The organism is Pseudomonas sp. NFX1 (genome assembly GCF_051123555.1).
Taxonomy (GTDB): domain Bacteria; phylum Pseudomonadota; class Gammaproteobacteria; order Pseudomonadales; family Pseudomonadaceae; genus Aquipseudomonas; species Aquipseudomonas capeferrum.
The window spans coordinates 537,333-558,014 of the sequence record NZ_CP169366.1 but is presented as its reverse complement, the minus strand read 5'-3'; the positions used below and the strand labels follow the sequence as shown (position 1 = coordinate 558,014).

At 62.3% G+C, this 20,682-nt stretch carries 20 protein-coding genes; 7 read left to right on the top strand and 13 right to left on the bottom strand.

Translation table 11 applies throughout. The features are described 5' to 3' along the window. Nucleotides 1-30 precede the first annotated feature (30 nt). From DJ563_RS02450 to DJ563_RS02435, 4 genes are all read right to left on the bottom strand, one after another. Nucleotides 31-405: a hypothetical protein gene (locus DJ563_RS02450; protein WP_434519686.1), complete on the bottom strand. Its 375-nt coding sequence runs from the start codon at nt 403-405 to the stop codon at nt 31-33. 104 nt (nt 406-509) lie between these two features. Then, complete coding sequence (sixA, locus tag DJ563_RS02445) at nt 510-968, bottom strand: phosphohistidine phosphatase SixA (RefSeq protein ID WP_033699251.1); 459 nt, start codon at nt 966-968, stop codon at nt 510-512. Further along, a complete protein-coding gene (locus DJ563_RS02440; RefSeq protein WP_027592856.1) occupies nt 965-1,312 on the bottom strand; it encodes a DUF4389 domain-containing protein in 348 nt (115 codons plus the stop codon). The genes sixA and DJ563_RS02440 overlap by 4 nt, the downstream gene beginning before the upstream one ends. 35 nt (nt 1,313-1,347) lie before the next feature. Beyond that, on the bottom strand, nt 1,348-2,373 hold the full coding sequence (locus DJ563_RS02435) for an NAD(P)H-dependent glycerol-3-phosphate dehydrogenase (RefSeq protein ID WP_274099316.1): 1,026 nt from the start codon (nt 2,371-2,373) through the stop codon (nt 1,348-1,350). A gap of 147 nt (nt 2,374-2,520) precedes the next feature. On the opposite strand from DJ563_RS02435, the gene DJ563_RS02430 reads away from it, so the two are divergent. The 5 genes from DJ563_RS02430 to fabB all read left to right on the top strand — a co-directional run bounded on the left by DJ563_RS02430 (nt 2,521) and on the right by fabB (nt 9,441). After that, a complete protein-coding gene (locus DJ563_RS02430; RefSeq protein ID WP_434518745.1) occupies nt 2,521-4,668 on the top strand; it encodes a TonB-dependent receptor plug domain-containing protein in 2,148 nt (715 codons plus the stop codon). Further along, on the top strand, nt 4,668-5,558 hold the full coding sequence (locus tag DJ563_RS02425; RefSeq protein WP_274099314.1) for an ABC transporter substrate-binding protein: 891 nt from the start codon (nt 4,668-4,670) through the stop codon (nt 5,556-5,558). Before DJ563_RS02430 ends, DJ563_RS02425 begins: the two co-directional genes overlap by 1 nt. Then, nucleotides 5,555-7,486 carry an ATP-binding protein gene (locus tag DJ563_RS02420; RefSeq protein WP_434518744.1) on the top strand — a complete coding sequence of 644 codons (1,932 nt, stop codon included), beginning with the start codon at nt 5,555-5,557 and terminating at the stop codon, nt 7,484-7,486. The genes DJ563_RS02425 and DJ563_RS02420 overlap by 4 nt, the downstream gene beginning before the upstream one ends. A gap of 207 nt (nt 7,487-7,693) precedes the next feature. After that, on the top strand, nt 7,694-8,209 hold the full coding sequence (gene fabA / locus DJ563_RS02415; protein ID WP_033699257.1) for a 3-hydroxyacyl-[acyl-carrier-protein] dehydratase FabA: 516 nt from the start codon (nt 7,694-7,696) through the stop codon (nt 8,207-8,209). 11 nt (nt 8,210-8,220) lie between these two features. Further along, the gene (gene fabB / locus DJ563_RS02410) at nt 8,221-9,441 is read left to right on the top strand and encodes a beta-ketoacyl-ACP synthase I (RefSeq protein ID WP_033699258.1); all 1,221 of its coding nucleotides are present in this window, start codon (nt 8,221-8,223) and stop codon (nt 9,439-9,441) included. A gap of 71 nt (nt 9,442-9,512) precedes the next feature. On the opposite strand, the gene DJ563_RS02405 is transcribed toward fabB, so the two are convergent. Continuing rightward, entirely contained in the window at nt 9,513-10,517 is a 1,005-nt protein-coding gene (locus tag DJ563_RS02405; RefSeq protein ID WP_274099312.1) for an amidohydrolase family protein, read from the bottom strand. A 115-nt stretch (nt 10,518-10,632) separates the two neighbouring features. Between DJ563_RS02405 and DJ563_RS02400 the strand changes: the two genes are divergently transcribed. Beyond that, a complete protein-coding gene (locus DJ563_RS02400; protein WP_434518743.1) occupies nt 10,633-11,496 on the top strand; it encodes a pirin family protein in 864 nt (287 codons plus the stop codon). 30 nt (nt 11,497-11,526) lie between these two features. Here DJ563_RS02400 and DJ563_RS02395 read toward each other — a convergent pair whose 3' ends face one another. From DJ563_RS02395 to DJ563_RS02380, 4 genes are all read right to left on the bottom strand, one after another. Next, a complete protein-coding gene (locus DJ563_RS02395) occupies nt 11,527-12,252 on the bottom strand; it encodes a dienelactone hydrolase family protein (RefSeq protein WP_274099310.1) in 726 nt (241 codons plus the stop codon). 62 nt (nt 12,253-12,314) lie between these two features. Beyond that, nucleotides 12,315-14,219, bottom strand: coding sequence for a molecular chaperone HtpG (htpG, locus tag DJ563_RS02390; RefSeq protein WP_434518742.1), 1,905 nt, complete (start codon nt 14,217-14,219; stop codon nt 12,315-12,317). Between the two features lie 69 nt (nt 14,220-14,288). After that, complete coding sequence (locus DJ563_RS02385) at nt 14,289-14,771, bottom strand: PaaI family thioesterase (protein WP_033699265.1); 483 nt, start codon at nt 14,769-14,771, stop codon at nt 14,289-14,291. Next, a complete protein-coding gene (locus DJ563_RS02380) occupies nt 14,768-15,244 on the bottom strand; it encodes a PaaI family thioesterase (RefSeq protein ID WP_033699266.1) in 477 nt (158 codons plus the stop codon). The genes DJ563_RS02385 and DJ563_RS02380 overlap by 4 nt, the downstream gene beginning before the upstream one ends. Nucleotides 15,245-15,398: 154 nt before the next feature. Between DJ563_RS02380 and DJ563_RS02375 the strand changes: the two genes are divergently transcribed. Next, nucleotides 15,399-15,710, top strand: coding sequence for a hypothetical protein (locus tag DJ563_RS02375; protein WP_434519685.1), 312 nt, complete (start codon nt 15,399-15,401; stop codon nt 15,708-15,710). Between the two features lie 67 nt (nt 15,711-15,777). On the opposite strand, the gene DJ563_RS02370 is transcribed toward DJ563_RS02375, so the two are convergent. The 4 genes from DJ563_RS02370 to sucC all read right to left on the bottom strand — a co-directional run bounded on the left by DJ563_RS02370 (nt 15,778) and on the right by sucC (nt 20,520). Further along, nucleotides 15,778-16,527, bottom strand: a complete 750-nt coding sequence (locus DJ563_RS02370) for a DUF599 domain-containing protein (protein ID WP_033699268.1) — start codon at nt 16,525-16,527, stop codon at nt 15,778-15,780. 232 nt (nt 16,528-16,759) lie between these two features. Beyond that, the gene (gene brnQ, locus DJ563_RS02365; RefSeq protein ID WP_033699269.1) at nt 16,760-18,073 is read right to left on the bottom strand and encodes a branched-chain amino acid transport system II carrier protein; all 1,314 of its coding nucleotides are present in this window, start codon (nt 18,071-18,073) and stop codon (nt 16,760-16,762) included. Nucleotides 18,074-18,469: 396 nt separating this feature from the next. Next, complete coding sequence (sucD, locus tag DJ563_RS02360; protein ID WP_003254203.1) at nt 18,470-19,354, bottom strand: succinate--CoA ligase subunit alpha; 885 nt, start codon at nt 19,352-19,354, stop codon at nt 18,470-18,472. Next, complete coding sequence (gene sucC / locus DJ563_RS02355; protein WP_008091914.1) at nt 19,354-20,520, bottom strand: ADP-forming succinate--CoA ligase subunit beta; 1,167 nt, start codon at nt 20,518-20,520, stop codon at nt 19,354-19,356. Before sucC ends, sucD begins: the two co-directional genes overlap by 1 nt. Nucleotides 20,521-20,682: the final 162 nt, after the last annotated feature.

The window sequence follows — 20,682 nt, the reverse complement described above, 5'->3', positions numbered from 1 at the left end:
TTGGAAAGGTCATCGGCGAGGGCTATCAGGTCATCTGCTGCGATCCAGACTGACCAGTGAACGTTGCAGGCAGGCCTGCATGTAGGCCAACTGGCTCTCGAGCACTTCGCGGGCCAGACGCTGGTCCTGGTAGTCGAGCTGCAGCCTGCGCAATGCCAGGCAACTGGTCTGCAGCAAGTGGGAAACCCGCAGGCAGGCCTCTTGCAGGGCACGCAGGTCTTCCTCGCCCTGTTGCCTGGCGTTGGCTTCCAGCCCGTGATGGCCACGCACCTTGCCCATCAGATGATAGAGCTTGGCGTCGGCCGAATCGCGCAGCAGGCTGTACTGGGCAAAGTCGAGCAACTCGCCTTCCTGCACCTTGTCCACGGTGGGCTGCAAGTCCACGGAGCGTAACAACGCCTGCATCTGCCCTTTCATCAATCGCTCCCTGCCATCCACCCGTCCGATGGAGCAACGCTAGCAAGCTGCCAAGTGAAGCGGCAACTGACAATAATGCCAGTTGCCAGGCATCAGGACGGCGCGTTAAGTGCGCGCAAGCTCATCAGCCCGGCCAGCGGCCAGTCCCCCTCCAGCTCCGCCAGGCTGGCGGTACTCATGGCCGCCGGTTGCTGCAGATGACCATGTTCAAGGGCACCGACCAGCGTCCCCACCAGCGGTTGGTGGCTGACCAGCAGCACGTGCTCCAGGCCCAGCCGTTCGATTTCGCCGATTACCTGCTGCACGTCGCTTTCCGGCGTCAACCAGGGCACGGTGCGCACAGGTTCGGCAAAACCCAAGGTGTCGTGCACCAGGGCAGCCGTCTGCTGGGCACGCACGTATGGGCTGGCGATGATTGCCTGCAACGGCTGCCCGAGCAGGCGCGCGGCACTGTGCAGCACCTGCTCGCGGCCATGGCTGGTCAGGCGCCGCTCGGCGTCGGTGTTGGCCCGCGGCTCCGCCTCACCGTGGCGCAGCACCCACAGTTTCACAGCTTGGGCTCTTCGTCACGCACCGGGTGCGGCGCCGGTGCCACGGCATGCGGTGCTTCGCCTTCTGGCGCACGGGGTGCTGGCCAGTCGGCGAACGGCCAAGGTTTCTGGTCGCTGTGGAAGCTGCCGAAGCGGCCGATCTGCGCCAGGTACTGGCTAAGGCTGTCACCGAAGTTCATCAGGCTGGCGCTGGGCGCGCCGTACACCAGGCGGTAGATCAACTGCACCAGCACCAGGCCGCCCAGCAGCAGTTCGGCCAATTGCCAGACCACCAGGAACACCAGCATCCACAGTACCCGCAGGATGATCGACTCGCGCTGGGCGCGTTCGGGTGTATCGTTCATGACTCGCTCCTTGCTTTATCAGGGCCGCGGACGGCTCAATTGAAACCGCTGATGGAAATGAAATCGACGTCGGTCTTCGGCTCGGCGCGCATCAGGTGCTCGATCACCTGGTTCAAGGTACGGCCCTCGAACAGGATGGCATGCAGGCCTGCCACCAGCGGCATGTATACCTGCACTTCCTGGGCCTTGGCCTTGAGCACCTTGAGGGTGTTCACCCCTTCGGCGACTTCGCCCAGCCGATTGACGGCCTGCTCCAGGCTCAAGCCTTGCCCCAGCGCGTGACCTACCTGGTAGTTGCGGCTCTTGGGCGATGAACAGGTGACGATCAGGTCACCGACCCCGGCCAGGCCAAGGAAGGTCATCGGGTTGGCCCCCTGGCTCACGGCAAAGCGGGTCATTTCGGCCAGGGCACGGGTGATCAGCATGCTCTTGGTGTTCTCGCCCATGCCCAGCGCCACGGCCATGCCGGCAATAATGGCGTAGACGTTCTTCAGCGCGCCACCCAGCTCGACGCCGAAGCGGTCGGCACTTGCGTAGACGCGGAAGGTGCGCCCATGCAGCACGGCCTGCACCCGTTGGCAGAGCGCTTCGTCTTCGCTCGCGACCACCGTGGCGGTGAGTGCATGCTCGGCGATCTCGCGGGCCAGGTTTGGCCCCGACAGCACGCCGATGCGGGCCTCGGGGGCGATTTCTTCGAGGATCTGGCTCATCAGCTTGAAGCTTTGCGCCTCGATGCCCTTGGTCAGGCTGACCAGGCCCTTGCCACGCAACAACGCAGCATGCGGCGCCAGCACGCTGCGCAAGGCGCTGGACGGCAAGGCGACGAAGACCAGGTCGCAGGCCTGCAAGGTAGCCAGCAGGTCATTGACCGGCTCGACCCCATCGTGCACGCGGATGCCTTTGAGGTAGCGTGGATTCTCGCGGTTCACGCGCATGGCCTCGGCCTGCTCCGGGTCGCGCATCCACTGGCGCACCGGTACACCGTTTTCCGCCAGCAGGTTCGCCACGGCGGTGCCGAAGCTGCCGCCGCCCAGAACTGCAACAGGTTGCTGTTCAGTCATATCCAATCCGTTAAAGCCAAAAGTTAAGTGGCGACCAGGGCATTATACGGCTCGCCTGCCATGCGCCAAGGCTAGCAACGCAGATTGCACAGACAGGGCAATCAGATCCCAGCCAGATCACTGGCAAAAGCCCCACGGTCGGTTAACATGCCTGTTTCATCTCTGAAACAAGGTCGTACCGTGTTGCCTGGCACGCCCCCCTACCCGCGTCTTCTACTATTGACCGCCTTGCTCGGCGGCCCGGCCATGGCCGACGATCTGTTCATCGACAACGCCGACCTGCCGCAGGTTCTGACCGCCACCCGGCTCAAACAATCCCCGGCGGCGGTGCCCGGCAGCATGACCGTGCTCGACAGCGAGCTGATCCGCGCCAGCGGTGCCCGCGACATCCCCGAACTGCTGCGCCTGGTGCCCGGCATGATGATCGGCTACGGCGCCGGCAACCAGCCGACCGTCAACTACCATGGCAGCAACGTCAACGACGCCCGGCGCATGCAGGTGTTGATCGATGGCCGCTCGGTGTACCGCGCAGGCCTGGCGACGGTCGACTGGAGCGACATCCCGCTGGCCATGGAGGATATCGAGCGCATCGAGGTATTCCGTGGCCCCAACACGGTCAGCTATGGCGCCAACGCGCTGATGGCCGTGGTCAATATCCTCACCCGCAACCCCGCCGACAGCCATGGCACGCGCCTCAAGGTCACCCGTGGCCAGGACGGCATCAACGATTTCTACGCCAGCCACGGCTTCGGCTGGGACGGCGGCGACATGCGCCTGTCGGTGTCGGGCCAGCAGGACGATGGTTTCGACAAGGACCAGTACGGCCAGGACTACCGCGACAGCCGCCGCCTCACCCGCTTCAACCTCAGCGCCAGCCATAGCCTGGCCCCCGACCAGACCCTGGAATGGCAACTGGCGGCCAAGGAAGGCAGCAACCAGCGGCCTTACACCTACCAGCCGGTGTTCCCCTATGTGACCCAGCGGGGCGACAACGCCGACGTCAATGCCAAGGACTACGCAGGTTCGGTACGCTGGAACATCGACTTCAACCCCGATCACAGCCTGTACGTGCAGGGCTCGGCCCAGCACTTCGACCGCCAGCAGGTCTGGCGTGCCTGCGACGCGGCCCTGTCGTTCAGCCCGGAGCTGACCCGGCTGTGGCAGCTCAACCCGAACTTTGCCGAGCTGGTGGCGCGCGGCGCCAACAACCCCCCGCGCAGCAGCAACCCCGAAGAACAGGCCCTGGTCGAAGCCATCCAGGCCCAGTGGAACAGCGAGGGCGGGCGCAATGTGGTCTGCGGCGATGTCGACCAGAGCACCCGCGAAACCCGCTACGACCTGGAAATCCAGGACACCCTGAGCCTGACCGACAGCCTGCGCCTGCTCAGCGGCATGAACTACCGCTATGACCGCGCCGACTCGCAGACCTATTTCAACGGCAGCCTGGACGACCAGACCTGGCGCCTGTTCGGCCAGTTGGAATGGCGCGCCGATGAGCACTGGATCATCCAGGGCGGCGCGATGTTCGAGGACTCGCGCCTGTCCGGCAGCTCGCTGACCCCACGCGTGGCGGTCAACTACCTGATCACCCCACGCCATGGCCTGCGTGCGGTGTATTCCGAGGCGGTGCGCTCACCCGACATGTTCGAGAACAACGTCAACTGGAGCTACACGGTCAAAAACCTCAGCCCCAATGCGTTTGGCCAGCAACACGGTGAGTATTTCGTCAAGACGCGCGGCCCGGGCGACCTCGACCAGGAGCGCATGCGCTCGCGCGAGCTGGGCTACAACGGCTACTTCAGCGACCTCGACCTGAGCATGGATGTGAAGGTGTTCTACGACGAAATCACCGGCATGATCAGCGAGCCGCTGAAGAACAACCAGTACATCGCCAGCAACGCCAACAAGGCCCGCTTCACCGGCAGCGAGGCGCAACTGGACTGGCGCCCCACCCTGCGCGACCGCCTGCGTGTGACCTACGCCTACGTCGATGCCTGGGCCAGCAACCCCGACGACCGACGCCTCAGCGCCCGCAACAGCGGCTCGGCAGGCTGGATGCGCGAATGGGGCGCTGGTTGGTCGAGCGCGCTTTTCTACTACGGTGACGATGCCCTCAACCAGTACCGCTACGAGCGTTTGGACCTGCGCGTGGCCAAGCGTTTCCGGGTACAGGGCAGCAACTTGGAACTGGCAGCGCTGTGGCAGCAACGCCTGGACGATGAGCCGACTACCGCACTGCAAAACCGTTACGACAGCCGCCATCGCCTGAGCGTCAGTGCGGAGCTGGAATTCTGATGGCCCGCCTGCTGCGCCTGCTGCTGCTTTGCCTATGGCCCCTGGGGCCGCTGTGGGCCAGTGATATTCTGCTGGTCGGTGGCGAAGACCAGCCCGGCATTCGCAGCTTCGTCGCGGCAGTCGAAAGCCATCGCCCGCAGGATCGAGTGCGCTTCCAGACCACGGCCGATTTGCCGCGCCCAGGTCGGCTAAAGGCCGATCAGCGTCTGGTGCTGCTCGACCGTGCCGCACTGGAGTGGCGCCTGAGTGAAAGCGCCGGGCCGCCGGCACTGGCCATGCGGGTAAGCCGGGTACAGGCTGAACAGCGCCTGGGAAAGTCACGCCCCGCCTTCCTTACCCTGCTGTGGAGCGACCCGCCGCTGGCCCGCCAACTGCGCCTGGCGCGCTACCTGCTGCCACAAGCACAACGCATCGGCGTGCTTTACGGTAAGCACAGTGCCTTTCTGCTCGATGAGCTTCGCCATGCCGCCCGCCCCCTGGGCCTGGAGATCATTGCCCAGGACTGGCCCGACCCGCGTGACAGCCGGCCCCTGCAATACCTGCTGGGCAACAGCGACGTGCTGCTAGGCCTGGACGACTCCGCCCTGTACAACCCCAAGACCGCAAAAAACCTGCTGCTCAGCAGCTATGGGCGGCAAATGGCGTTGATCGGCCCGAACGCAGGCTTTGTTCGCGCAGGCGCCCTGGCCAGCACCTACAGCGACCAGGACGACTGGTTGGCGGTGCTCGACCACTTGCTCGACCAGCCGCCGGCACGCTGGCCGCGCAGCCTTTACCCCGCGCGCTACGGCGTCAGTGGCAACCAGCAAGTGGCACGCGCCCTGGGCCTTGAACCCATCGATCCGAACGCCGCCGCCAAGGCCCTGGCCGAAGGAGAATCCACCCCATGAGCAGACGCCTGAGCTGGGACATCCACACCCGCACCCAAATCATCAGCCTCGGCCCCGCCCTGCTGCTGACCTTGCTGCTGATCAGTTTCTTCACCTTCGTGCGGATCCAGGACTTGCGCCAGGAGCTCAACCACACCGGCCAGCTGATCGCCAACCAGTTGGCGCCGGCCTCCGAATACGGGGTGATCTCGGGCAACAACGAAGTGCTCGAAGGGCTGATGCGCGCCACCTTGAGCATTCCACACGTACGCTTTCTGGAGGTACAGGACAGCCGTAACCACATCCTGGTCTACGTCGAGCAGTCTGACGAAAGCGCCAATCGGGCGCAGCGGGTGGAAGTGTTCCAGGCCCCGATCCGCCTCCAGCAGATCCGCCTGGACACCGACTTCCTGCAGCCGGGAAAGGTTTCTTCCCCGGCCATCGGTGACGACTACCTGGGGCGGGTGATCGTGGGCATGTCCGACGATGCCTTCAGCCAGCGCCAGCAGGAAATCGTCATCAAGGCGGGCATCCTGGCCCTGTTCGCCCTGCTGTTCACCTTCCTGCTGGCGCGGCGGCTGGCCGTCAGCCTGGCCAAGCCCATCAGCGACATGGGCCATGCGGTCAAGGCTATTCAGCAAGGCGAATACAACACCCCGCTGCCGGTGGTCGATGACAGCGAGCTGGGCCATCTGGCGCGCCACATCAACAACCTGGCCAGCGCCCTTGAGCAAGCCAGTGACGAGCAAAAGCAAGCCATCGCCCAGTTGACCCAGGCGCGTGAAGAGGCCGAACAGGCCAACCGCGCCAAGTCGGACTTCCTGGCGATGATGAGCCATGAGCTGCGCACCCCCATGAATGGCGTGCTGGGCATGCTGCAACTGCTCGAAACCACCCCACTGACCAGCGAACAGGCCGACTACACCGCAGTTGCCACCGAGTCCACCGGGCATTTGCTCAAGGTCATCAACGACATTCTCGACTTCTCGCGCATCGAGCGCACGGCGCTGGAGCTGGAGCGCATCGACTTCAACCTCGGCGACCTGATCGCCAGCAGCGTCCAATCGTTCCAGCACAGCGCCCAGCAACGCGGCCTCGGTCTGCACCTGCACATGGCCGAAGGCATCGAACACTTGAGGGTGAACGGCGACCCGACGCGGATCCGGCAGATTTTGCTGAACCTGGTCGGCAATGCCCTGAAGTTTACCGAGCAGGGCCAGGTGCAGGTCGAGGCGCGTTGCCAGGTACTGGACCGACAACTGCTCTGGTTCACCTGCAGCGTGCGCGACACCGGCATCGGCATCGACAGCGACCGCCTGGAAATGATGTTCGTCGCCTTCCAGCAGGCCGACAGTTCGATTTCCCGGCGCTATGGCGGCACCGGCCTGGGCCTGTCGATCGCACGTACCCTGGCCGAACGCATGGGCGGCAAGCTGCGCGGTGAAAGCCGCGAGGGCCTGGGCTCGACCTTCACCCTGGAAATGCCCTTGGCCCTGGCCGCAGCTGCCCCGGTGCAACTGCCCGCAGCGGTGCGCGAGCAGCGGCCGCTGGCCGGTAGCGAGCGGGTGCTGCTGGTAGAGGACAACCTGGTCAATCAGAATGTCATAGAAGCCATGTTGCGCAGCCTGGGGCTTGAAGTCAGCGTGGCGGCAGACGGCCTCCAGGCAGTCGAGCAGGTCAGCCAGCAACGCTTCGACGCCATTTTGATGGACTGCCGCCTGCCGAACCTGGATGGCTATGAAGCCACCCAGCGCATCCGCCTGCTGCCCAACGGCATGCACCTGCCGATCATCGCCTTGACCGCCAACGCCCTGGAGGGTGATCGTGAGCGCTGCATGGCCGCCGGCATGGACGATTACCTGAGCAAACCCTTGCGCCGTACCGAACTGCAACGCGTGCTGCAACGCTGGTTACCCGGTCAGACAACCGCGACTGGCGATAAATGCTAAAGTGCGGCAGTCTTAAGGACTGGACAGGACCTTCTTCGGGCCTGAAAATAGACGTTTCAGTGCACACCTGTACTTCTTTCGTCTGGTGCACTGTGACTTTCACCACAACGCAATAGTCTACCTGTAGGCTGCCGCCCCGGAGTCATCGCTTTTCGGGCCGGCCGGGAAGATTCATCCCCTGCCGCAGGGGGTTATTGAGGAGCTCGCATGACCAAACAACACGCCTTTACTCGGGAAGACCTGCTGCGCTGCAGTCGCGGTGAGCTGTTCGGCCCAGGTAATGCGCAACTGCCCGCGCCGAACATGCTGATGGTCGATCGCATCACCCATATCAGCGAAGAAGGCGGCAAGTACGGCAAAGGTGAATTGGTCGCCGAGCTGGATATCAATCCGGACCTGTGGTTCTTCGCTTGCCACTTCGAAGGCGATCCGGTCATGCCGGGCTGCCTGGGCCTGGACGCCATGTGGCAGCTGGTCGGCTTCTTCCTCGGCTGGCAAGGCTTGCCGGGCCGCGGCCGCGCGCTGGGTTCGGGCGAAGTGAAATTCTTCGGCCAGGTATTGCCTACCGCCAAGAAAGTCACCTACAACATTCAAATCAAGCGCGTCCTGAAGGGCAAGCTGAACATGGCCATCGCCGATGGCTCGGTCAGCGTCGACGGCCGCGAGATCTACACCGCCGAAGGCCTGCGGGTCGGCGTGTTCACCTCCACTGACAATTTCTAAGGGTTATTCGCATGCGCCGCGTCGTTATCACTGGTCTGGGCATCGTATCGTGCCTGGGCAATGACAAAGAGACCGTCACCGAAAACCTGCGTAACAGCCGTCCGGGTATCCGTTTCAACCCGGAATACAAGGAAATGGGGCTGCGCAGCCAGGTTTCCGGGTCCATCGACCTCAACCTCGAAGAACTGATCGACCGCAAGGTCTATCGCTTTGTCGGCCACGCTGCGGCCTACGCCTACCTGGCGATGCAGGACGCAATCAAGGACGCCGGCCTGACCGAAGAGCAGGTTTCCAACCCGCGCACCGGCCTGGTTGCCGGTTCCGGCGGCGCCTCGACCTTGAACCAGATGGAAGCGCTGGACACCCTGCGCGAGAAAGGCGTCAAGCGCGTCGGCCCGTACCGCGTCACCCGCACCATGGGCAGCACCGTTTCGGCGTGCCTGGCCACCCCGTTCAAGATCAAGGGCCTGAACTACTCGATCTCGTCGGCCTGCGCCACCTCGGCACACTGCATCGGCACCGCGCTGGAGCAGATCCAGTGGGGCAAGCAAGACATCGTCTTCGCCGGTGGCGGTGAAGAAGAGCACTGGAGCCAATCGTTCCTGTTCGATGCCATGGGCGCCCTGTCGACCAAGCGCAACGAAACCCCGGAACTGGCCTCGCGCGCCTACGACAACGACCGTGATGGCTTCGTCATCGCCGGCGGTGGCGGCATGGTGGTGGTCGAGGAACTGGAGCACGCACTGGCCCGTGGCGCCAAGATCTACGCCGAAATCGTCGGCTACGGCGCGACCTCCGATGGCTACGACATGGTCGCACCAAGCGGCGAAGGCGCCATCCGCTGCATGCAGCAGGCGCTGGCCACCGTCGACACCCCGATCGACTACCTGAACACCCACGGCACCTCGACCCCGGTCGGTGACGTTGCCGAGATGAAGGGTGTTCGCGCAGTGTTCGGCGACAAGGCACCGAAGATCAGCTCGACCAAGAGCCTGTCGGGCCACTCGCTGGGCGCCGCAGGTGTGCACGAGGCGATCTACTGCCTGCTGATGATGGAAAACAACTTCATCGCCGGCTCCGCCAACATCGACGAGCTGGACCCGGAAGTCGCTGACCTGCCGATCCTGCGCAAGACCGAAGAAAACGCCAAGATCGATACGGTCATGAGCAACAGCTTCGGCTTCGGCGGCACCAACGCCACCCTGGTGCTCAAGCGCTGGGCTGGCAAGTAAGGCCGTGACGCAGTAATGAAAACGCCCCGACTGGTTCGGGGCGTTTTCTTTTGTGTTGCCGGTACCGGCTGCTAGCGCGCCTTGGGCAACACCGCGAGGAAGTTATCCCGCGCCACCTTGTTGGCCACCGCTTCGGGCAAGGCATCCAGGAACGGCTTGAAGCCGTGCATCTCCTCCCCCAGGCTGCCAAACCGCCCCACCACATCCGACCCCAGCATGAAGCGCTCCGGGTAGCGCTTGACCAGCTCGACCCAGGCCTTGCGCGGCACGCCCTTGTCGTCCAGCAAATAGGGCTTGAGTACACTCCACGACAAGTCGACATACAGGTTCGGGTAGTCCTCCAGCAAACGCGTCAGCACCGGCAACAGAAAGTCCATCTGCGTCTGATGCCGATGGATCTCCATGCTCGTGCCCGCATGCGCCCAGATAAACCGGGTATGCGGATGATTACGCAGCGGCTCTTCGATTTCGGCCAGGTACAGGGGGTTGCGCTCACGCTTGGAGGTGATATTGGAGTGCAGCAGCACTGGCAGATCGCGCTCTGCCGCCAGGTGATAGATACGCGTCATGGCTTCGTTGTTGGCACGCGGCGTATCGCCGCTGGTCAGGGCCGTGAGATCATCATGACGGGTGAACACCTCGCCGATGCCTTGCCAGAGCCCGGGGTACAGCTCGAGCATGCGCTCGATGTGGCTGACAGCGTTCTTGTCTACCGGGTTGAAGCCCGTCAGAAACGGATGAAAGCGCCGCCGCTGCGCCTCTGGCAGCTTCTCAAGGGCTGCGGCGACGTAGGTATCGGTCGCGCTGTACCAATAGGCATCGGCGTCATCACCTGCGTAATAACGCGGGCGCTTGGGTTCGTCCTCGTGCCATTTCTTGGCCACCGGGATGCCGGAGATCATCGACTGCTCGATGCCCGCCTCATCCATGGCCTTGATCAAGGCCGGCATACCCTCTGTCTCCTGGAAAAAGTCCACGTAGTGCAGGTGGGCGTCACTGTAGCGGTAGTCGCGCGCCTGTGCCGGCAGGCACAAGCAGCCGGACAACAACGCACAAGCCAGCGCTCTGGCGATCATGGGCAGCTTCCTTCTCCAAGTACGAACAGGGTAGACCGACCGGCCCGCGCCGCAGTTCAGCAAACCCCGGCAAACCGCTATGCTTGGAGCACTTGCAACCTGCCCGGAGCCCACCATGAGCAGCCCCCTGGTCATCCGCCCACGTGCCGAGTCGGTCGAGGGCCAGCCGATCCTGCGCCCGCTGCCATCGGCGCAGTGCCGCAGCGTCGGCCCGTTCGTGTTCTTCGACCATATGCTCGAAACGGACTACGCCCCAGGCCGTGGCATGGACATCCGTCAGCACCCGCATATCGGCCTGTCAACGCTGACCTACCTGTTCGAAGGCGAGATCCTGCACAAGGACAGCCTAGGGTCCGCGCAGCATGTGCGGCCAGGCGATGTCAGCTGGATGACCGCTGGCAGTGGTGTGGCGCATGTCGAGCGCACACCGGCCGATGCGCTTGCCCGTGGCTCGCGCCTGCACGGCCTGCAGGTCTGGCTGGCATCGCCGCGCGCGCTTGAGGAGGGCACACCAAGCTACAGCCATCACCCGGCGGAAAGCCTGCCGGTCAGTGATAGCCTGGGGGTACGCATCTGCATGATTGCCGGCCACGGGTTCTGCCTTGAGTCGCCGGTACCGGTGCTCTCCCCTACCCTCTACGCCCATGTACACATGCAGCCGGCAACCACGCTGCAGGTAGCGGATGAACATGCGCAGCGGGCGCTGTATCTGCTTGACGGCGAGCTGGTACTGAACGATGAGGCTGTCGAGCCGTGCAGCCTGGTGGTGCTGCCGGAGGGCGAAGCGGTTACCTTGTACGCAGAGGGTGAATGCCAGCTGGTATTGATCGGCGGCGAGCAGCTGGATGGGCCGCGACGGATGAACTGGAACTTCGTGGCGAGTGATCCGGCCTTGATCGAGCGGGCCAGGGCGAGGTGGGCTGCGGGGGATTGGCCGACGGTGCCGGGGGAGACTTCACGAATCGAGTTGCCGCGGTGATGAGGGCCGCTGTGCGGCCCCCATGCACTGTCAGCGCTGAAACACTTCGCCAAGCAGGTTGTGCATCGAGCGGAACGCGCGCTCCGCGGTACGACGGTCGTACTGCATCTTGCCCGGCACGTTCGCATTCGGGTCGGTAAACGAATGCACCGCGCCGCCATAGCTGAGCAACTGCCAATCGACCTTGGCCGCATTCATCTCGTCTTCGAAGGCTGGCAATTGCTCCTTCGGCACCAGCGGGTCGGACGCACCGTGCAGCACCAGCACCGAGCCCTTGATGTGCTTGGCATCTGCCGGGTTCGGCGTATCCAGGGTACCGTGGAAGGAGACCGCAGCCCTCAGGTCGGCACCCGCACGCGCCAGTTCCAGCGCACAGCAGCCGCCGAAACAGAAACCGAAGGTGGCCACCTTGCCAGGCTCCAACAACGCCTTGGACTGCGCCAGCAGCTGCGAGAGCGCTTCCTGCATGCGCTTGCGCAGCTCTGCGCGGTCGTTCTTCAATGGCATCATCGCCGCCCCGGCCTCATCGGCATTGGACGGCCGCACCGACTGCCCATAGAGGTCGGCAATCAGCACCACATAGCCCTTCTCGGCCACTTCCCTGGCAATGCGCTCGGCACCTTCGCCAATACCCATCCAGTTCGGCGCCATCACCAGCCCCGGCCGCCCCAACGCACCAGGCTCGTAGACCAGGCGGCTTTCATAGGCCTTGCCAGACAGGTGATAGACCAATGATTCGACGATTACCTTGCTCATCAAGCACTCCTTAGCATTCACCATGAAAAAGCCCGCCGAAGCGGGCTTATCGATGCATCAACTCAAGCAGACAGCTCGACCAACAGCTTGTTCAGGCGACGAACGTAGGCCGCCGGGTCCTTGAGGCTGTCACCGGCCGCCAGGGCCGCCTGATCGAAGAGGATGTGCGACAGCTCGGCGAAGCGGTCTTCGCTCTGCTCGTGGTCCAGCTTCTCGATCAACGGGTGGCTCGGGTTGAATTCGAAGATCGGCTTGGAATCCGGCACCTTCTGCCCGCTGGCTTCGAGGATCTGGCGCATCTGCAGGCCCAGGTCCTGTTCGCCGATGGCGAGAATCGCCGGCGAGTCGGTCAAGCGGTGGGAAACACGCACCTCGGCAACGCTGTCACCCAGCGCGCCTTTCAGGCGCTCGACCAGGCCTTCTTTGTCTTTGGCGACTTCTTCCTGGGCCTTCTTGTCTTCCTCGGAATCCAGCTTGCCCAGGTCCAGGTCGCCACGGGCGACGTCGACGAAGCTCTTGCCGTCGAACTCGTTGAGGTAGCTCATCAGCCACTCGTCGATACGGTCGGTCAGCAGCAGGACCTCGATGCCCTTCTTGCGGAAGACTTCCAGGTGCGGGCTGTTCTTGACCTGCGCATAGGTTTCGCCGGTGAGGAAGTAGATCTTGTCCTGGCCTTCCTTGGCGCGAGCCAGGTAATCGGCCAAGGCGACGCTCTGCTCACCGCTGTCGTCATGGGTGGAGGCGAAGCGCAGCAGGCCCGCGATCTTCTCTTTGTTGGCGAAGTCCTCGGCCGGGCCTTCCTTCAGCACCTGGCCGAAGTTTTTCCAGAAGCCCTTGTACTGCTCTGGCTCGTTTTTCGCCAGCTTCTCCAGCATGTCCAGCACGCGCTTGGTCAGCGCGGTCTTCATCGAATCGATGATCGGGTCTTTTTGCAGGATTTCGCGAGAAACGTTCAGCGACAGGTCGTTGGAATCGACCACGCCCTTGATGAAGCGCAGGTACAGCGGCAGGAACGACTCGGCCTGGTCCATGATGAACACGCGCTGCACATACAGCTTCAGGCCACGCGGTGCTTCACGCTGGTACAGGTCGAACGGCGCGCGGGCCGGCACGTACAGCAGCGAGTTGTATTCAAGCTTGCCTTCGACCTTGTTGTGGCTCCAGGCCAGCGGGTTTTCGAAGTCATGGCCGATGTGCTTGTAGAACTCCTGGTATTCCTCGTCCTTGATCTCGGTACGCGGACGGGTCCACAGGGCGCTGGCACGGTTGACGGTTTCCCACTCAACGGCTGGCTGCTCCTCGCCTTCTGCAGCTTCCTGCTCTTTAGGCAGCTGGATCGGAAGGGCAATGTGATCGGAGTACTTCTTGACCAGGTTGCGCAGGCGCCAGCCATCGGCGAACTCCTGCTCATCCTTCTTCAGGTGCAGCACGATGCGGGTGCCGCGCTCTGGCTTGTCTACAGTGGCGACTTCGAACTCGCCCTCGCCTTTGGACGACCAGTGCACGCCCTCGGCAGCCGGCTGACCTGCGCGACGGCTGTAGACGTCGACCTTGTCGGCAACGATGAAGGCCGAATAGAAGCCCACGCCGAACTGACCGATCAGGTGCGAGTCCTTCTTCTGGTCACCGGTGAGGTTCTTCATGAAGTCGGCAGTACCGGACTTGGCGATGGTACCCAGGTGGGTGATGACGTCTTCGCGGCTCATGCCAATGCCGTTGTCGTCGAGCGTGATGGTGCCGGCGTCCTTGTCGAAGCTCAGACGAATGCGCAGATCCGCGTCGCCTTCGAGCAGCTCTGGCTTGGCCAGGGCTTCGAAACGCAGCTTGTCAGCCGCGTCGGAGGCGTTGGAAACCAGCTCACGCAGGAAGATTTCCTTGTTCGAGTACAGCGAATGAATCATGAGGTGCAGCAGCTGCTTTACCTCGGTCTGGAAGCCCAGGGTTTCCTTTTGTGTTTCCACACTCATGGTCTTCAAAACTCCGATCTGATGGCAGTGGGCGCCTGCAGCCGATTCGGCCTGCGTTAATGGCGGATGTCATGCAGATGGGGGCTGCCCAGGCGATTTCAAGGGCTTTTCCGGTTCGATCTTGAAATGTGCCCGGGCGGTGGCGATGGGCGACTGCCGATCACCTTGCCAGGCGGTGATGGCGACGTTGGTCACCCGTCGCCCTTGGCGCCACAGCTGGCACTGGGCGTAGGTGTCGCGAAAGTGCCCGGCGCGCAGGTAGTCGATGGAGAAGTCGATGACCTTGGGAATGCTCGCACTCTCGCTGTAGATCAGCAGGTACAACGCCGCAGACAACTCCATGAACCCTGCGATCACGCCACCATGAATCGCTGGCAGCAAAGGGTTTCCAATGTTGTCCGGGTTGGCTGGCAGGCGAAAAAGCAGGTCCTCGCCCTGGCGCTCGCATTCGATGCCGATCAGACCGGCATAGGGGATCAATGCCAGCAACGGCCGGTAGTCGCCCACCGCGTGGGCGGCATTGAGTTGCTGGCGTACGTCTGGCGGGATCATGCGCCACCCTCCTTGAGGCTGTTGCCGAAGCGAATCCCGCCCTTGATCTGCGGCCCCAGGCGCATGAACGTTCCCACCACCTGGCAGATGGGCTGGCTGGGGTCGTCCTGGTAGGCGCTGCCGCGGGTGAAGATCACATCGCGCGTCACCCGGTAGCACTGGGCATGGCCATAGATGTCCTTGCCAGCTTCGGCTGTGTGCATGTAGTCGATGCGCAGGTCCAGGGTCGGGCACACTTCAAACTGTGGCAGCGCACACAGGGTGGCCATGCCGCAGGTAGTGTCCATCAGCGTGGTCAGCGCCCCACCATGCACCGCGCCGGTTTGCGGGTTGCCAACGATTGCCGGCGACCACGGCAAGATCAACGTCATGCCCTGCGTATCGGCATGCGCCACGCGCATCTGCAACAACTGACAATGCTTCAAGGCCGACAGAAAACGCTCGGCCATGGCCATCAAGGTTGAATCGCTCATCGGCAAGTTCCAAGGCAGCGGACGCAACGGCATAAAACCGTTTAAAAGTCTATGTAGAACGGGGCGTTATATATCTGTAACCTGCGCGGAACTTATTCCGCGTAGTTGTACTCGAAGGAACAAGTCACTTATTCCACCAAGGAGATACACCCCCATGCGTAAACCTTTTGCTTTTGCTCTGATGCTGGCTGCTGCCATGGGCCTGGCCGCTTGCGATAAAGCGAGCGAAGACAAAGCCCAAGACGCACAGCAACACGCCGAGCAAGCCCAGGAAAAAATGGGCGAAGCTCAGGATAAGATGAACGACGCCGCCAAGGAAAACGCCGAAGCCGCCAAAGATCAGGCCGAAGCGCAGCAGAAGGCCGCCGAAGAAGCCGCTCCGGCAACTCCGGCTCCGGAAGCCGCCCCGGCCACTCCAGCGCCAGAAACCGCGCCTGCTACTCCGGCCGAACCTGCCAAGCAGTAATCGGCTTGTACAAAAAAACCCGACAATGTCGGGTTTTTTTATGCCTGATGTTTAAGGATTAAACGTTTCAGTTGCCGGAAGCCGAGCTCTCCTTGGCGACGTCCACCGGCGCACTTTCCGTGGGTGTGAACACCATCACATCCAGCACATCGGAATGAAACTCACGGCGGTAGAGAATCAATACGACCCCGACACTCATCACCATGAACAACCAGGGGCTGATAAACCAGCTCAACATGGCCATGCCAAAGTAATACGCGCGCAACCCCAAGTTGAACTGGTTGGCCGCCAGCGACAACACCCGCGCGGCGCGCGAGGCAAATGCCTTGCGCTCCAGCTCATTGACCAGGCGCTCGCCAATCATCGGCGCCGACCCTACCAGCACCGCCGCGAAGTTGTACTGACGCATGCACCAGCTGAAGGTGAAGAAGGCATAAACGAAGACCGTCGCCAGGCACAGCAACTTGATTTCCGACATGCCTTGGGACGTCTGCTGCACCAAGGGCAGGTCGGCCAGCAGCGACAGCGCTCTGTCCGAGGCACCGAGTACGGTGAGAATACCCGCAAGAATGATCAAGGTACTTGAGGCGAAAAACGAAGCGTTGCGCTCCAGGTTGCCGATCACGCTGGCATCGGCGATGCGGTTGTCGCGCATCAACATGCGCCGCATCCAGTCTTCGCGGTACAGGTGCAGCACGCTGGCCAGGCAAGCGGTGTCGCGGCCCTTCCAGATGGCATAACGGGTGTAGCCGCCCCAGCAGGCTGCGAACCAGCAGATTGCCAGCAGGTTGTTGAAGTTGCTTTGAATGAAGTTCATGCAGGTTTCCCGAAAGCCAGGTGCACAAAGAATAGAGACCGGGTTTCGACGCCCGCAAGCAGCAAAAGGCACACCACCGCAACGAATAAGGCCGCTTCGCGCAACCGCCTGCAAAAACGCCCCAGGCAAACAACAAAAAACCCCGCATCCATTCGGAGACGGGGTTTCAGGTGTAAACCGCTGGCTGGCACCCTGTGGCTTGTGGCCGGTGCAGCCCTCAGGCTTCAACCTATCAGGCCAGCGCCTCGCGAGGCTTGCCCAGCATGCGGTCGTAGATCACGGCCGCGGCCAGGGTCACCACCGACGGCACCAGCCAGGCCAGGCCCTGATCACTCAGCGGCAGGTGAGCGACGGCGTCCGGCAGTACATGCGCCAGGCTGCTGCCTTTGATCGCATCGACGACGCCGAACACCAGCGACACCAGCATGACCGGTGCGAGAATGCGCGTTGGCGAGTTCCACAGGTCTTTGACGAAGCTCAGGCCCACCACCACGATGCACGGCGGGTAGATCGCCGTCAGTACCGGGATCGAGAACATGATCAGCTTGGTCAGGCCCAGGTTGGAGATCAGCAACGAGAAGCCCGCCAAGATCACCACCAGTGCGCGATACGACAGCGGCAGAATCTGGCTGAAGTACTCGGCACAGGCGCAGGTCAGGCCGACCGCGGTCACCAGGCACGCCAACGCGATCAGCACGGCCAGGAAGCCACTGCCGAGCGAGCCAAAGGTGTGCTGCACATAGGCATGCAATACGGCCGCACCGTTGGTGGCGTCAGCCGCGATATCGTGGCTGCCCGCCCCCAGGCGGAACAGGCTGATGTACACCAGGGCCAGGCCGACCCCGGCGATCAGGCCGGCGATGATGGCATAGCGGGTAATCAGCTTCGGCGATTCGACACCGCGCGAGCGGATGGCATTGACGATGACGATACCGAACACCAGCGCGCCCAGGGTATCCATGGTCAGGTAACCATCGGAGAAGCCCTTGGAGAACGCCGCAGCCGCATAGGCAGGTTGCGCTTCACCAATGGTGCCGGCCGGCAGCGCGAACGCCGCGATACCCAGCACCGCCAAGGCGATGATCTTCAGCGGCGCGAGGAAGCGCCCCACGGTATCGAGCAGCTTGCCCGGATACATGGACACCGCCAGCACCACGATGAAGTACACCAGGCTGTAGAGGAACAGCGCCAACGGGCTTTCGCCGGTCAACGGTGCCACACCGACTTCGAACGATACGGTCGCGGTACGCGGCGTCGCGAACAGCGGGCCGACCGACAGGTAGCACACGGCCGCCAACAGGCCACCGAAGAACTTGCCGATCGGGCTGCTCAGGGCATCCATGCCGCCACCGACCTTGGCCAGCGCGACCACGGTGATGACCGGCAGGCCCACGGCGGTCACCAGGAAGCCCAGGGCAGCCATCCACACGTGCGGGCCAGACTGCAGACCGACGATAGGCGGGAAGATGATATTGCCGGCGCCTACGAAAAGCGCAAACGTCATAAAGCCAAGCGCCAGGATATCCTGGCCTTTTAAAACTTTCATTTGAGGTAGTACCACACTGCTGAAATCGGGATTCGAGAAGGGATTTCCCCATGGATGAGGGAAATGCTGCCCGGCTTGATGAGCCAGACCCGTTTAGCGTGTCGTTCCCTTTTGGGGGACGGGCACAGAGTGAACGCGTAGATTAACTGTTTTGACAGTCAAACGCACTGGCACAGTGCTGCTTGTCCGATGTGCGTATGTGTTTGTCGTCTGTGCGACCGGGGACGGGGCAATTATCTCAGGGATCGGAAAAACGTCTTTGTGAAAATTCCTATCAAACCCATCGAAAATTCCTGATTGTCTGTTCCAGCCTCTTCGCGGGGCAAAAAAACACAATGCTGATAACGACAAAGGCCACCCGAAGGTGGCCTCTGTGCGCGTGGGGGGTAAAGCGTATTACTTCTTGGCTTCCCAGCCAGTCAGCTCGGCCAGGGCCTTGCCGATGTCGGCCAGCGAACGCACGGTTTTAACACCTGCGTCCTGCAGCGCAGCGAACTTCTCGTCCGCGGTGCCTTTGCCGCCAGAGATGATGGCGCCAGCATGGCCCATGCGCTTGCCCGCAGGTGCGGTAACACCGGCGATGTAGGAAACGACAGGCTTGGTGACGTGGGCCTTGATGTAGGCCGCGGCTTCTTCTTCAGCCGAACCGCCGATCTCGCCGATCATGACGATCGCTTCGGTCTTCGGGTCTTCCTGGAACAGCTTCAGGATGTCGATGAAGTTGGAGCCTGGGATCGGGTCACCGCCGATGCCGACGCAGGTCGACTGGCCGAAGCCGGCGTCGGTGGTCTGCTTGACCGCTTCATAGGTCAGGGTGCCGGAACGCGAAACGATACCGACTTTGCCTGGCAAGTGGATGTGACCTGGCATGATGCCGATCTTGCACTCGCCCGGGGTGATGACACCTGGGCAGTTAGGGCCGATCAGGGTAACGCCCAGCTCGTCGCACTTGACCTTGGCATCCAGCATGTCCAGGGTAGGAATGCCTTCGGTGATGCAGACGATCAGCTTGATGCCGCCGAAGGCAGCTTCCAGGATCGAGTCTTTGCAGAACGGAGCCGGAACGTAGATGACCGAAGCATCAGCGCCGGTCGCTTCCACGGCTTCCTTGACGGTGTTGAACACCGGCAGGCCCAGGTGGGTGGTGCCACCCTTACCTGGGGTAACGCCGCCGACCATCTTGGTGCCGTAGGCGATGGCTTGTTCGGAGTGGAAAGTACCCTGCGAGCCGGTGAAGCCCTGGCAGATGACTTTGGTGTCTTTATTGATCAGGACGCTCATTACTTGCCCTCCGCAGCTTTGACAACTTGTTGAGCAGCGTCGGTCAGGCTGGTTGCCGCAATGATGTTCAAACCGCTTTCTGCCAGTACTTTAGCGCCCAGTTCGGCGTTGTTGCCTTCGAGGCGAACGACAACCGGAACTTTAACGCCGACTTCTTTCACTGCACCGATGATGCCTTCGGCAATCATGTCGCAACGAACGATGCCGCCGAAGATGTTGACCAGAACGGCCGCGACATTGCTGTCGGACAGAATGATCTTGAACGCTTCGGTAACGCGCTCTTTGGTAGCACCGCCGCCAACGTCGAGGAAGTTGGCTGGCTTGCCGCCATGCAGGTTGACGATGTCCATGGTACCCATGGCCAGGCCAGCACCGTTGACCATGCAGCCGATGTTGCCTTCCAGGGCCACGTAGTTCAGCTCGAAGCTGGCAGCGTGGGCTTCACGAGGGTCGTCCTGCGACGGGTCGTGGAAGGTTTTCAGCTTAGGCTGGCGGTACATGGCGTTTGCGTCGATGTTGATCTTCGCATCCAGGCAGTGCAGGTCGCCGTCGGCCTTGATGACCAGCGGGTTGACTTCCAGCAGGGCCAGGTCGTGTTCTTTGAACAGCTTGGCCAGGCCTACGAAAATCTTGGCGAACTGTGCAACTTGCTTGCCTTCCAGACCCAGCTGGAATGCCAGTTCACGACCCTGGAACGGCTGTGCGCCGACCAGTGGATCGATAGTAGCCTTGATGATCTTCTCAGGAGTTTCGTGAGCAACTTTCTCGATGTCCACGCCACCTTCGGTGGAGGCCATGAATACGATGCGGCGGCTCGAGCGATCGACTACAGCGCCCAGGTACAGCTCTTTGGCGATGTCAGTGCAGGACTCGACCAGGATCTTGGTCACTGGCTGACCGTTGGCGTCGGTCTGGTAGGTTACCAGGCGCTTGCCCAACCATTGCGCAGCGAACGCCTTGGCGTCTTCCTTGCTGCGAACCAGCTTGACGCCGCCCGCTTTACCGCGACCACCTGCGTGAACCTGGGCTTTTACAACCCACTCGGAACCGCCGATCTTGTCGCAAGCTTCTGCTGCAGCTTCAGGGGTATCGACAGCGAAACCCTTGGATACTGGCAGGCCGTATTCAGCGAACAGCTGCTTACCCTGATACTCGTGAAGATTCATGCTTTTTACCGTCTTCGTTAGGTACTGCGCTTCGGCGCTGCGCCATTACTGGCGCCGCACCACCTGTGACCGTTGACCCCGGGTTATCCCGTGTAGTCCGATCCGGCGAACTTTCCGCGGTGAGTCATGCACGCAAGACTCACGACGGGCAGCCCGCCGTGG